11 protein-coding genes are annotated in these 13,406 nt (G+C 37.4%); 8 read left to right on the forward strand and 3 right to left on the reverse strand.

Annotated elements, in window-relative coordinates; genetic code table 11:
• Window positions 1-111: 111 nt before the first annotated feature.
• The 4 genes from FTV88_RS04740 to FTV88_RS04755 all read left to right on the forward strand — a co-directional run bounded on the left by FTV88_RS04740 (window position 112) and on the right by FTV88_RS04755 (window position 5,217).
• Window positions 112-1,629, forward strand: a complete 1,518-nt coding sequence (locus tag FTV88_RS04740; RefSeq protein ID WP_153724632.1) for an adenine nucleotide alpha hydrolase family protein — start codon at window positions 112-114, stop codon at window positions 1,627-1,629.
• Between the two features lie 51 nt (window positions 1,630-1,680).
• Window positions 1,681-2,793, forward strand: a complete 1,113-nt coding sequence (locus FTV88_RS04745; RefSeq protein WP_153724633.1) for a glycosyltransferase — start codon at window positions 1,681-1,683, stop codon at window positions 2,791-2,793.
• Between the two features lie 108 nt (window positions 2,794-2,901).
• Entirely contained in the window at window positions 2,902-4,107 is a 1,206-nt protein-coding gene (locus tag FTV88_RS04750) for a glycosyltransferase family 4 protein (RefSeq protein WP_153724634.1), read from the forward strand.
• Window positions 4,108-4,425: 318 nt separating this feature from the next.
• A complete protein-coding gene (locus tag FTV88_RS04755) occupies window positions 4,426-5,217 on the forward strand; it encodes a glycosyltransferase family 2 protein (RefSeq protein ID WP_153724635.1) in 792 nt (263 codons plus the stop codon).
• Between the two features lie 189 nt (window positions 5,218-5,406).
• Here the strand turns inward: FTV88_RS04755 and FTV88_RS04760 are convergent, their stop codons facing one another.
• From FTV88_RS04760 to FTV88_RS04770, 3 genes are all read right to left on the reverse strand, one after another.
• Window positions 5,407-6,885: a copper amine oxidase N-terminal domain-containing protein gene (locus FTV88_RS04760; RefSeq protein WP_153724636.1), complete on the reverse strand. Its 1,479-nt coding sequence runs from the start codon at window positions 6,883-6,885 to the stop codon at window positions 5,407-5,409.
• A 192-nt stretch (window positions 6,886-7,077) separates the two neighbouring features.
• Window positions 7,078-7,236 (reverse strand): hypothetical protein, encoded by a 159-nt coding sequence (locus FTV88_RS04765; protein WP_153724637.1) that lies wholly within the window; start codon window positions 7,234-7,236, stop codon window positions 7,078-7,080.
• Window positions 7,237-7,471: 235 nt separating this feature from the next.
• Window positions 7,472-7,873 (reverse strand): helix-turn-helix domain-containing protein, encoded by a 402-nt coding sequence (locus FTV88_RS04770; RefSeq protein ID WP_162007901.1) that lies wholly within the window; start codon window positions 7,871-7,873, stop codon window positions 7,472-7,474.
• Between the two features lie 292 nt (window positions 7,874-8,165).
• On the opposite strand from FTV88_RS04770, the gene FTV88_RS04775 reads away from it, so the two are divergent.
• From FTV88_RS04775 to FTV88_RS04790, 4 genes are all read left to right on the forward strand, one after another.
• Window positions 8,166-11,168 carry an S-layer homology domain-containing protein gene (locus FTV88_RS04775; protein ID WP_153724639.1) on the forward strand — a complete coding sequence of 1,001 codons (3,003 nt, stop codon included), beginning with the start codon at window positions 8,166-8,168 and terminating at the stop codon, window positions 11,166-11,168.
• Window positions 11,169-11,900: 732 nt separating this feature from the next.
• On the forward strand, window positions 11,901-12,392 hold the full coding sequence (locus tag FTV88_RS04780; RefSeq protein WP_153724640.1) for an RpnC/YadD family protein: 492 nt from the start codon (window positions 11,901-11,903) through the stop codon (window positions 12,390-12,392).
• 262 nt (window positions 12,393-12,654) lie between these two features.
• Window positions 12,655-12,879 carry a DUF1659 domain-containing protein gene (locus FTV88_RS04785; RefSeq protein WP_153724641.1) on the forward strand — a complete coding sequence of 75 codons (225 nt, stop codon included), beginning with the start codon at window positions 12,655-12,657 and terminating at the stop codon, window positions 12,877-12,879.
• 62 nt (window positions 12,880-12,941) lie between these two features.
• Window positions 12,942-13,172: a DUF2922 domain-containing protein gene (locus FTV88_RS04790; RefSeq protein ID WP_243137329.1), complete on the forward strand. Its 231-nt coding sequence runs from the start codon at window positions 12,942-12,944 to the stop codon at window positions 13,170-13,172.
• Window positions 13,173-13,406 lie beyond the last annotated feature (234 nt).

The raw sequence follows: 13,406 nt of genomic DNA on the forward strand, positions 1-13,406 counted from the left end.
GTGTAAATTAAGTTATAGGAAAATCATATGAGTTTTTAAATGTAGCATAACTATAGTATGTGTCGACCAAAAGTATTGCCCGATCACACTATCTTTTGGAAGTGAATTTAAATGAATTTAACACAATACAAGACTATAGAACATTATGAATTAAAGGATGTAGTTGCTAGGAAAATTAAAATACAAACCGATCTAGCTGCCTCAAAACTTAAATATATCTACATCAATCAAGAAAAAAGATGCGCCTATGTCTCGACCTCACCAAAAGACCTTTTAGATAGTAATTACGTAAAAAAACCATTAATTATATCAAACTTAGGTGTATCTTTTTTACTTCAGAGCAGTGTAATCCCATTTCCCTACACTATATACAAGAATCTTTATTGTATAGGAATAGGTGACACATTTGAGCTATATGTAGAAGGAAATCAAATTAAGTATAAACACTGCCACAAATTCCCGTTCTTTAACAAAAACCGCGGGATTAATGGGTACACTGAAGCAAAATACGAAGAAATAATACTATTATTATCCAAATCTGTCAGCGAGTTTAATAATATAAATAATAAAAAGTATCTATTTTTGAGTGCAGGTAAAGACTCTATGTCTTTGGCCCTAGCTATTGCTACAGCTGGTTATCAGAAAGAAGTTGAATGTATCACATATAAGGCTCCAAGAGAACAAGACGAAAGCTCAATTGTGCAGGCTATTACTAATAAGTTAGGCTTAAAGCACAGAATTATTGAATTACCAAAAAAAATTGAGAAAAATCATGTACAAAGTATTGAGCTGTTTTTTTATGAGTCACCTTTTCCGTGCCTTGATAATGCAATTTTAGCTTATCCTATTTATGCGGGGCTACTAGATCTAGAAAGTTCAACAGTTATTGATGGTATGGGAAATGATGTCTATATTGGACATATTCCTACTAGTAAAGAGTATAATCGTCAAAAATATTTATCATCTCTTTCTAAGTTTAAAAAGTTTTCCTCAAATCTATCATACAGTAACTTTTTACTTGAACTATTTAAATACAGAGTAGAATTAGTAGGAATTAGTGGACTTCAATTTAATGTAGCCAAAAGGTTATTTAATAAATCGATTGACGTAAACGAATATTGGTGTAATGAAGAAAAGAAAAAACAAGATTGGGATTATTTAGATTTAAGAGCTGATACAAGAGGTTGCGTGCTAGATCAGTTAGTAATGATGAATAAAATTAGATTTTCTAGTATGGTATATAACTTTGATGTAGAATTTCCTTGGACAAATGATGATGTTGCAAAATACTTCTATAATATGCCAGAGACAGTACTATTTGATCGAAAACATTTAAAGAATAAAATCATACTCAGAATGCTTCTAATCGAAAAGCTAAACCTAAATAGTGATTTGATTGGAAAGAAAGGTTATAGATTTGATTATTATTTACTGCTAGATCAAATGAGACAAAATGTACTCAATGAAATAAAAAGTTGCAAGTTATGGACTATGGAGATTAACGACTTTGTCAAAAGAATAAATTATATGTCGCAGGTGAGTAACAGAGAAGGAAAGATTGCAAAAGGATTGTTATATAAATTATTCCTAATATCTGCATGGTACAACAACTGTAAGTATTTAAGATAACTATAAAAAATAATAATTTAATTTAGTAAGTATATTAAACAGGGAAGAAAAATGATCAATTCTAACAAGTTTACAATATTTGTCCCCACTCTTATAGGTGGTGGCGCTGAACGCATGATGGTCAACATTGCCAGAGGAATTGTTGAAAAAGGCTATGATGTGGACCTTGTTTTAGTAAAAGCGGTGGGACCATACTTAAGCGAGGTACCAAAAAAAGTTAAAGTAATTGACTTAAATGCCTTTAGTACTTATGCAAGTTTACCAAAGCTTATAAATTATCTGCGTATAGAGCAGCCAAAGAGTATTCTTTCAACTCTTCGTAATGCAAATATCACAGCAATATTAGCTAGAAAAATATCTAAAGTAAAAACTAGAGTTATTATAAGAGAAGCAAATATTACACCTTTATCATTACAAGCTTCTAAAGGAACAAATATAAAAAGTAATATTACTTCGAACTGCTATTTAATCAAAAAGATCTATCCATGGGCTGATACTATAATAGCGGTTAGTCAGGGAGTTGCACATCACCTTACTAATACCTATGGTGTAGCATCTAAGAAAATAAGGACAATATATAACCCTGTAGTAACTCCCGAGCTTATATATAAATCTAAAGAGCCAGTTAGTCATCCTTGGTTTGGAGTAAACGAGCCTCCTGTGATTTTAGCAGCAGGTAGGTTAACCAAACAGAAAGATTTCCCCACTTTAATTAAAGCTTTTTCTATCGTACGTGAACGAAAGAACACAAGGTTAATCATTCTCGGAGAAGGCGAAGAAAGAATAGGGTTAGAAAATTTAATAAAAAAAATGGGTCTAGAAAGCGAGATTTCCCTACCTGGATTTACCCAAAACCCTTTTGCGTATATGTCTAAAGCAAAACTATTTGTCCTTTCATCCTTATGGGAAGGACTTCCAGGGGTATTGATTCAAGCAATGGCTTGTGGCACACCTGTTGTAAGTACCGAATGCCCAAGTGGGCCTGCTGAAATACTAGAAAATGGGCGATACGGAATATTAGTTCCTGTTGGAGATGAATTTAACCTAGCAAATGCAATAGAAAAAGCACTTAATGAGTCACCTGATTCTAGCACCTTAATTAAGAGAGCGAACTTTTTTTCACTGTCCGAGAAAACAGATGAATACTTAAAAGAATTACAATAGACGAAGAGCCAGTACAGTTTTAGTTTCGTTTTATTTAATAATTTTTTTATGGGTTGACAAACAGATTAAGGGGTTTTATAAACCTATGTATATAAGGAGACAAAAAGGTTGAAAGTTTTTTATATCACAATGCAATTTCCTGTTCCTTCAGAAACATTTGCATCTAATGATATAAAAATGTTAATAGCAAAAGGTATAGATGTTCAAGTTTTTTCACTTTTAAGATCGCTGAAAGAATCGAAAAAACTTATTCATGAAAGATCTTTACAAGATGTGCCTATTAGTAATTCTACAATTTCTAAAAACCTTAAAGGTATCTTTTATGGAATAATTAGCTTTAGGAAAACAATAAATATAATAAAGTTTATTATTAAAAACAATAGAAAAATATCTGAAATAATTAAAAGTCTGATATTATTACCAAGGATACTCTCGATTTACCAGTCGATAATTAACAACAAGCCAAACGTTGTGCATTTATTCTGGGGGCACTATCCATCGCTTATTGGGTATTTAATATTAAAATATAATCCTGAAATTGTACTGACTACTTTTTTGGGAGCATATGACTTGGAAATGAAATACAAACCAAGCGAAGTTATTGCGAAAAATGCTAGCAAAGTATTTACCCATGCTCAGGTAAATGTAATAACAATTTGTGATATGGGAGTAAAGCTAGATAATATTTGTGTTTCATACAGAGGTGTTGATATAAATAATCTTAACAATAAAGGTTTATTAAGAAAAAAAGCAGGTAGGATTGTTTGTGCTGGTAGATTAATTGAATCTAAAAGAATAAAAGAAGTAATAAAGATTTTTTCTAAAGTAAAAAATATATTTCCATTTGCTTCTTTAGTAATACTAGGCGATGGTCCTCAAAAACATGACTTGCAAAAACTTGCGGTACAATTAGGAGTAAGTGATTCTATTCAATTTAAAGGCCATGTCTCTCAAAAAGAAGTATTTGCAGATTTTCTAAAGTCTGAGATATTTATATTCATGTCTAAAAAAAAGGGGGAGAGACTCCCAAATGTGGTCAAAGAAGCAATGTTAGCTCGAAGTATTTGCCTTGTATCTGAGACACCAGGAATTGGGGAATTGATAAGTGATGGAATCACAGGTTATATCATAAAAGGAGATATTGACGAAGTTGCAAATAAAATTTCATATATATTCAATAATAAACAGGAATTAATTCATATAGGTTTGAATGCAAGAAATTTTATTGTTAATCATTTTGATATTGAAAAGACAATCATGGACTACATCAATGTTTGGGAAGATACTCTAGTTAATAAGAAGAATGTTTTGTAGCATAGTATCGATTCTCTATTGAAAATTTTAAAAGTCTCAAAAAGAGTAATAACGTTTTATTGGATTGTTTTACGGTATATGTACAATCGCTTGATATACAGAAAAAATCTTAATACCCTGCTAGTAGCAATGACCTCCATTATGATTTTAATGGTTATGACGCTAAGAGAAGGACTTTTATAGTTCTAACGGAGGTTCACATCGGTGTTCAGTTAATACATCTTTTTCCATTCACAATCCCATATATAGTGATCGCGTCTTATTGCAAGTGCAATATCTAGTGAAACCAAATCCATTAATTGGGTTAACTGAACACTAATGAGGAGGTTCATAAATATTCTCCCACGTATATTAGAAAAAGAACTAATAACAGTCATAACACCAACCTATAATGCATCAGATTATATACTAGAAACTATCGAATCTGTACAAAACCAAACACATCAAAACTGGGAAATGCTCATTGTCGATGATTGCTCTCGAGATAACACATATGAGCTTTTACTAGAGCAATCTCAAGTTGATAATCGAATTCGACCAATTCGATTATCAACAAACAGAGGTCCTGCCGTAGCAAGAAATACATCGATAACACAAGCCAGAGGGCGGTATATTGCTTTCGTAGATAGTGATGATTTGTGGTTGCCACATAAACTAGAAAAACAACTAGCTTTTATGAAAAATCACAATATTTCTTTTTCATTTACGGAATACAGTATTATTAAAGAAGATGGTAGTGAAACATCATCTATCGTAAAAATACCGAAAAAAATAGACTATATAGGTCTTCTAAAAAATACTATTATAGGGTGCTCTACCGTAATGATAGACTTAGAAAAAGCAGGTATTGTGCAAATGCCAAATTTACGAGCTAGACAAGACACTGCCCTATGGTTAAATTTACTAAAAAAAGGCTTTATTGCTTATGGGTTGCAAGAACCACTTACTAAATATAGAAAAGTCAAAGGATCTGTTTCAAGTAATAAATTAAAAATGATGCGGCAAAATTGGCGATTGTACCGAGACATAGAAAAACTAAGCTTTTTATATGCTACTTGGTGCTTTATGAACTATGCATGGAACGGACTGAACAAAAATTTCTTGAAATAGAGCCCGCAGTCCAGCCCCCTGTGTTAAACAAAAAAAGGTGACTGCCATCCACAGGCGTCACCTTCTTTTTCTTATAAAATTCTTGATTCTGCTGCAAAAATCTCATTATCGTCAAAGCGACCACCAGGCATAGCGCTAAAATCCTTTCAAACAACAATCAGCAGTGGTCATAATCTTAAACTGACTTTCTCACTCAACAGGCTTCATAAACGTAACTGCCCTCAAAACATCATCCCAAACATACTCCACCTGAAAAGCTTGCGCAACATAAGCAATCGGAATCATAGTGCGACCCAACCCATCACCAATATCTACTATTTCAGCAGGTACATCCATCAAGATAACTTCACCATTCATATCTAATGCGGAGCTATCAATTGTAAGCGCGACTCGATCAGCGCCTTTTCTGATGATGACCTTTCTTTCTTCTGCGATCCACTCTACTGAATCACTTCCAAGAGCAGTAGATGCAAAAGAGAGAGGAACCATTGTACGCCCCAAACCATCATCAAAAACTTTAATGTAAGGAGCGACATCTGTTTCTATGATAGTCCCGTCTAGAACATAGTATTTTTTATCAATAAAAAACTGCACCACTTTATAATGAGGCTCTTTATCTTGATCTATATGATTATCCTTGTCCTTATATGTATCTTTATCTGAACTATCCTTGACGTAATCCTCATCTTTTTTTCCAACGCCATCTCTATCCCTATCCTCTAACAAAGCCTGACCCACAACATAGCGCTGTTCTCTTATAGAACTACCTACAAGACTCATATTTAAGGAGACTTCACCTGGCTCAGCAATCTTAAAATACAGAGGTACCTCTAGCATCATTTTATCACCAGAAAAAACCCCCGGGTGTACAGTAATCTCAATAACCTGATCATTACGCTTGCTTATTTGCTGAATTGCCGCATTTTTTCCACTTAAAACATGACTGTTCTGATCCATAGCAGAAACATTCAAGTTGGCAAAAGAATCAGCAAACCAAAGAGCCTTTTCAAGCCGTAACTGAAAGCTTCGAGCAGTAGGACCAAAGGCACCAGCTCTATTTTCTTGAATCAATAGTTTGACGGGGTTTTCAGTACCAAATTCATATCCCACAGGCATCTGTCTATGTTCACCCACAGGCATGGTTACATCAAGCTGAATCTTCAGGTCATCACTCCGGCCTACTCCATAAGCAAAAGAATAGGTTCCACTAGAGACCATACTATCTCTACCATCAATCGTAACAGTTGCGTAACCGGCACCTGTTACCTTGGTGAACAAAGGAATAACCCATAGGGCTTTTTCATCAGTACTTCCATCTGAACGCAACGTTACATCCATAATGGTAGAAGTGACTCTTCGAACAGCAACGACAGAAGCCCCACCACGAGTCATCGTCTGAGTTCCAATTCTAGAAGCATTCAAAGGATGAGAATCATCATACCACTCTGCATTATGCAAGTGAATTCTAAAATGTTGGTTCTCCGTACCAAAATGATTGGGATAGGCTTCCTCAATTCTTAAACGTACAAAAAAGTTCTCATCAAACTCGTGACTGTCCTTAACATGGGGCACTCTGTCAACGGAATTGTTCGTAGCAGCAAAAGCCGAAGGAACCCACAACATAAGAAGAGTCGTAGCAAGGAATAGAGACATTACTTTTCTCACCATAGTCACCTCCAAAAGAATAGGCACAAATGCAATTCTTATTTTACCATTTTATTGTGTGAAGAGCCACAAGGAACACATGGGTACCGGTGCTCTGCTTCGAGCTTTCCAAAATAAGCAGAAACGGGCTGACCAGTTTATACCAATAATAACTAAAAAATAAAGTCGACCCAAAACCACAGGGTCGACTCTCTATCATAGCACTCTATCAGAGCAAGGCATATCAAAAAGTATAAGATCTTTCGTTATAGAACAGGCCTCTTCATCACTTAGTTCCGAATCAAGAATCAAGAAATCTTTACCTGCTACAGTAGCGAAGAACCCAGAAACACCTTCGGGCAATTTTCTACGCACGATGACTACTTCCTGTCTCTTTCCAAGATTCAGACACTCGAAACCGACGTGCAATGCTCAATACTCCTCTACGAAGCCGAATGATAGAATCAAACTCTACTTCATATAATAACAAAGAAGGCAAAAGAAAAATGTCGTATTTTGTCGAAGAAACTAAAGATGATTAGAGAAAAATAATACAATTAAAATTATTTAGATGCAAAAAATGATCACACAGCACAAGTCGCTTTGGTGATCATTTTTTCTCAGTATAATGACTTCTTTGTCGTTCTTCCCACAGTATTTTAGCAATTTGTAAAAGCTTATCCTTGTCGCTTTTTAACAAAGGCTCTCCGTGAAAACGAATCATCGATCGTTCAAGTAACTCTTCAAGATCAATCGACTCTGGCTTATAAGCAGAGTCAGCAATTCGCTCTGCGAGAGGTTTTTTTACAGAAGAATCTTCCGTACGGCCTAGCAAATAATCGGTAGACGTTGAAAAAACATCAGCTAATTTCTGCAAAATCTCAGGAGAAGGATGACGGGCACCTTTCTCATAGCCTGAAATCGTTTGCTTGGACAAAGAAAGCTTACGTCCGAGCTCTTGCTGTGTTAAGCCATGAGAACTTCGCAATTCTTTAATACGTTGCCCAAGCATAAGATCACGACTCCTTTCAACCATAAATATTACTACAGACTTAGTTAAAAATCCATAATCTATTCAAAAAGGAATTCCAAGCTGTCAAGTTTGAACTATCAAATCTTTATGTTGACAAAAAGAAGAACAATACTTAAAATACAGTCAACAGTACGCAAATTGAGTACTGTTGACTGTAGCAAGATCAGGCGCAAAAGAGGCGAAAAGCAAAATTTTTTGCACCTGAAGTACGCGAATAGTGTACATACGAAGGTTGTGCTAGGTTTATTTCAGTCGATGGGAGATTTTTTAAGTGAATTTCAAAAAAACCAAACGTTATTTTGCTGTGCTCACAACAGCAGCATTCTTTGCAGGAATCATTCCTGGTGCTTTATTTGCGAATGAGGAAGTTTCTCAACAATTTCCTCAACAAGAAGTCATGATTCAAGAATATGACACAACAGAACAACAAGAACAAGGGCCAACAGAACAAACAGTAGAAGTAACGCCTAGCATATCAACCTATGAATTTGAAAGCGACTTCTCTGAACGCAGATTTATTCAAAATGAAGAAGTTCCTGTGTCGGTTTCACTAAAAGTGAAAGATCTTGGAACACAAGGCTATGATCGTGTTAGATTTACTATCGATATAATCCATACGCCTAATGGCGCCAATCCACAGATCATAGCTACCGATACCAACGGTACGGAACACAATGTTGCAGCAATTGGAGCATGGGGCCCAGCCGAAGGGTTCCCGATTCCCGCAGACTATGAGGCTACCACAGAATTTAAAGTAACTTTTGATCAAGCCGGTTTCTACGCCATGACCTTTCATCTAGTTTCACTTGATAAAACCAATCCTATTGCGACGCATCAAGCAACATTTGAAGTATCTTATGACGAAACATATTATGCCATTATCGCTATGGAAGACCTAACCATATCGACCATTAATGCAGATGAAAGGAGTTTTCATCCAGAAAACCCCTATTATTATAGGAATGCAATGGAGGCCTACGATCTATATGAAGCAGTTATGGAGATGGTTCATGCCCTTGAAGATGGAGACGTTAAAAATCAATTGCTTGAAGAGGGCACCGATGCATTAAAACACCTGAATGATAAGTTTGTTTCCTCAGTCGATTATTTGAACAATATCGACACCATCACCAAGGAAGATGAAACGGCAGTCTGGGCTACATATTGGCATCACCATAGAATTCCTGCAGAATATAAAGCTCATGAAGAAATCAGGGACGCTTTCGATACTCTCCGACATCTAATGAATGTTTTAGTAGATATAGAAATCGCAGATCTAATGGAAGCGCTAGAAGTGGCAATAAACGCTAAAGCAATGGAGGATCTTACTTTTCCGGAAGACAACAATATTATTATTCCGTTTTTACAAAAAAAAGATGAAATGACACGGGCTGCAGCAGCTAGAATGACCGATGAGCAATATGAGGCTTTCTTTGGCTACTATAGGGCAATTACAGAGAAGCTTTTAAATATTTTTTATGTAAGAGGTTATGCTGGCACTGAAAGTTTTCTAAGCGACTTCGAAGATGTAGTAACTATCTTTGGATTCAAAGGCTCTGAACTAGAAACTGACATTGATGCAGAACCACTTATGAATATCTTTGCTGGGATCTCTCAAATCCCAGATAAAGACCATATCCTAGAAGTGATACACGAAGAAGCAAAAGTCACAGTATCTGACTTCTATCAACTGAGAGATCTTTTCGAAGAAAAGCTCACACAAGAGTTAGAAGACATTCAAAATGCAGAACTAGCTTCCTTGAAAGTAGATGGAGCACTACTATGGCCTTCTTTTAATAAAGACGTACTTGCCTATACTGTGCTTGTACCAGAAAGTACATCGCAAGTAACGATTACAGCCAACCCAATGATAAACCGAGCGATAGTAACCGGAACTGGAATCATTAATCTAGAAGATATCACCGATGATCGCGAGATTGTTTCTGTTAAAGTTCAATCAGTCGACGGTACTACCAAGTCCTATAGCCTCGAAATTCTCAAAGTAGCAAAAACAGTGGTAGAAACCAATACACCTGTAAGCGTAAAAGAGGCGCCCCTGTTCCTTGTTGTTCCATCGCATATCGAAGCAATAGCTTCTTTTGGAGAACCTTCTGGCAACAACGTCATATCAAATACCCATTACCTAGAAGTTACATTAGAAGATACGCCAGTTGTAATGACACTACCACAAGGAACAACCATCACAGCACAAGGCAGTTGGAACGGAGAAATCCTTCTCCCAAGACCACAGACAATTTCAGATGAAGCAAAACCGGCTGCTGTAGCTTCTGTAAATGCTGCTTTTAAAGTAGGTTCCGATGTGGATCTCACTTTTGATAAGCCTGTCCGCCTTGTTTTTAGAGGACTTAGCAACCAATCTGCCGGTTACATCAACAATGCAGGTGAATTCGATCAAATATTGAAACCGCAAGAAGTAGCAGGTCTTGGTAAAGTAGAAAATGTAGATGCTGTTAATGCCATTATGACAAGTCTTGGTAGAGATTATGTAGCTGTTGTTGACGGCAGCGATCTTGTAATTTGGACAAAAAGATTTAGCACCTTCTTAGCCTACGAGCCTGTTCCGAGCGAACAAGCGCCAGAGACCACGACGCCATCAAGCAATAGAAGCAGAAGCGGTGGTGGAGGCGGCGGTGGATTTGCCAGTCCTTCCCCTCAAGATGAAGTGAAAGAGCCTGAGATTTCAGAAGTGATTACAGAGACAATTGATGAAGAAAAGGCTATAAAAAGCCCTGTTGTATCAAAAAGATTTAGCGATCTTAATGGCCACTGGTCCGAAATCTACGTACTAGATTTAGTTTATAAAGGAATCATCAGTGGTTACCCCGATGATACTTTCCAACCAGAAAAGACGATGACCCGTGCAGAACTAGCTGTCATGATCGCCAACTACAAAGGCTTATCACCCAACGAGAGCCAGATCTTTGCAGACACCAATACGCACTGGGCAAAAGGTTATATCAGTGCTGTAGCCAAAGAAGGCATCATAGTTGGCCATGATGAAACATTCAGGCCTGACGACACCATAACGCGTGAGCAAATGGTAACAGCCATAGTTCGCATGCTTGATATAACAGTAACTAACGATGCAACACCCTTTATCGATGCTTACCAAATTTCAGATTGGGCCAAAAGCTACATAGCTGCAGCTCAAAAACTCGGCATTGTCACGGGTACACCAGAAGGTAAAATCATACCAAAAGCAGGTGCCAAACGCGCCGAAGTAGCAACTATTTTCTATAACATTACAAAGTAAAGCCAAAGAAATCACGGTGCCACGGGGACGCTACGCGTGCCACGGCTTTGCTCGCCGCTGGCTCGACCTTAAAAAGAATGCCAAGGCAATCTTTTTAAGTGAGGGGTACGTCTCCGCAACAACTAGACTTTTTACATTTTTTGCATACAAGCGAAAGAGTCCTGATAATCTGTAATCTAGGATTAAAGAGCTGCTAATTTGTCGAATGCCGACAGATTAGCAGCTCTTTTTTTTTGTATGACTATGGAGCATCGGTTAGAAGGAAAGTAACATAGGGTAAAAAGAATCACCAGTCATCATTTACCCCGGTGATTTAGACAAAATCTCTGCTTTTACTGCTTAGAACCGATTACTAAAAGACACAAAGTTAGAACTATCCCAACCAACACCAATCCTGCTACAATGAAAGAAAAACCACAGCAACCGTAGAAAAGCACAAGAATAGAGAAAAAACTTTTTCAGAACAGGCATTCCTTTTAGGAGAAAGATATGATACCATACAAGTAGATGGGAAATAAAAGCAACCAAAAATTAAAATACAAAAAACTGCTATGGAACAAACAAAGCGGAAAAGCATGAAGAATAAAATTCCCTTATCACGAGATAGTCAAAAGGGAGGCTGGTCATGAAAAAACCAGTTAGCACAGCAGAAAGCGAGGTAAGCCGACAGAACAAAGATGTAGTACTCAAAGCAGTAGCAGAAACCTTCAAATCGTATATGAGGTAACCAATTTGTACTTCAAAAGCTTCGATGGAGATGAAGAATTAGCAAGATTGACCGAAAAGATAGAAAAAGATCAAGAATTCGATGAATACGACATACTGAAACTCATCTTTCTTCCTTTCATGAAAAGCAAGAAAAACAAAGAAGAAAGAACTATAGAAACAGTAACTCTAGCCAAAAACATTAACAGCAAAAATCGAACATTTGTAATTGGAGCCATCATAGCCATAACAGACAACTTTCTCTCAACAAGTGTAAAAAAGACATTGATGGAGGTGCTAAAAATGACAGAGATTGAACAATGGATTCGTGAACAAGGTCGCGAAGAAGGTTGGAAAGAAGGCATACAAAAAGGCCTAGAAAAAGGTCGAGAAGAAACAGTTCGAGAAAAAACCAAAGCGGCCCTAAAAGCAGGGCTAGATGTCACCCTGGTATCCCAAATCATGGGATTAGACATAGAAGAAGTACAAAAACTAAAAGAAGAACTGAACAAACCATAACGAGCCCTAACAAGGGTTCGTTTTTTTATACCCTCACGAGAACAAGGAAACCCTTCACCAAAGCAAACACCTTTTCGGCACAAGAACATACATTCCAACAAGAAACAAAGCATTCCAACGCAACGAGAACCTATGTTCCCCTAAACACCCCTAAAAGCCCAATTCACCGCCAGAACAACTTTGCCAAAAAAGGAAGACCCTGCTATGATTACATTGCAACCGGTTACAAACACTAGTTCCGAGAAAGGAGGTTCCCCCCCCTATGTCAGTTAATACTACCACAGCCATGTCGACGTTACGCATCGTAGTTCTAGGTCAAACCCTCGACGACGGCACCCAAAAGATACAGAATCGTGACTTCAGAGGGTTAAAGCCAGTCGCTTCTAACGAGGATGTCTACGAAGTAGCCCACTTACTCGCTTCATTAATGGACCATCCCCTAGAAGAAGTACAACGCCTCGACGTAAACAACCTAGTTAGCGCCTAACTAGGAATAGGCATCGAACAAGCCCGCGCAACGAAAGCACCAAGGCAAGGGAGGTGAAATCATTGAGCATAACGCGCAACACCTTAGAACTCGTCTTTTCCAATCAACTAGGACGTGATGTTACCCTGCGAATTCGGGACCCGAAGACCGACGTAACAACAGAAGAAATTCTAACTGTTATGGACGGAATCATCGCCAAAAACATCATCAACTCTACAGGCGGCGACTTAGTCAACAAAAAAGACGTCCGCTTCCTAACTACAACCATTGAAGATCTCTACGACCCAGCATAAGCAAGGGCAACACCAGCACAGCACACACCAGCACAGCACACACCAACACACCAACATCGAGCAATACAACCACCAACTACCACAACCAACGGCGTGAACCCTCTATCAACGCTCACTCATCAACAACAGAAGCAGGAGGACTTCTGACAAAAAAATGGAGGTGAGACATTGATAGGGACACCTATAATAGAAGAAACTTTTCTTCACGCCCTGACCAACGTCGGATTTCCCATG

It is taken from the genome of Heliorestis convoluta (assembly GCF_009649955.1).
GTDB lineage: Bacteria > Bacillota > Desulfitobacteriia > Heliobacteriales > Heliobacteriaceae > Heliorestis > Heliorestis convoluta.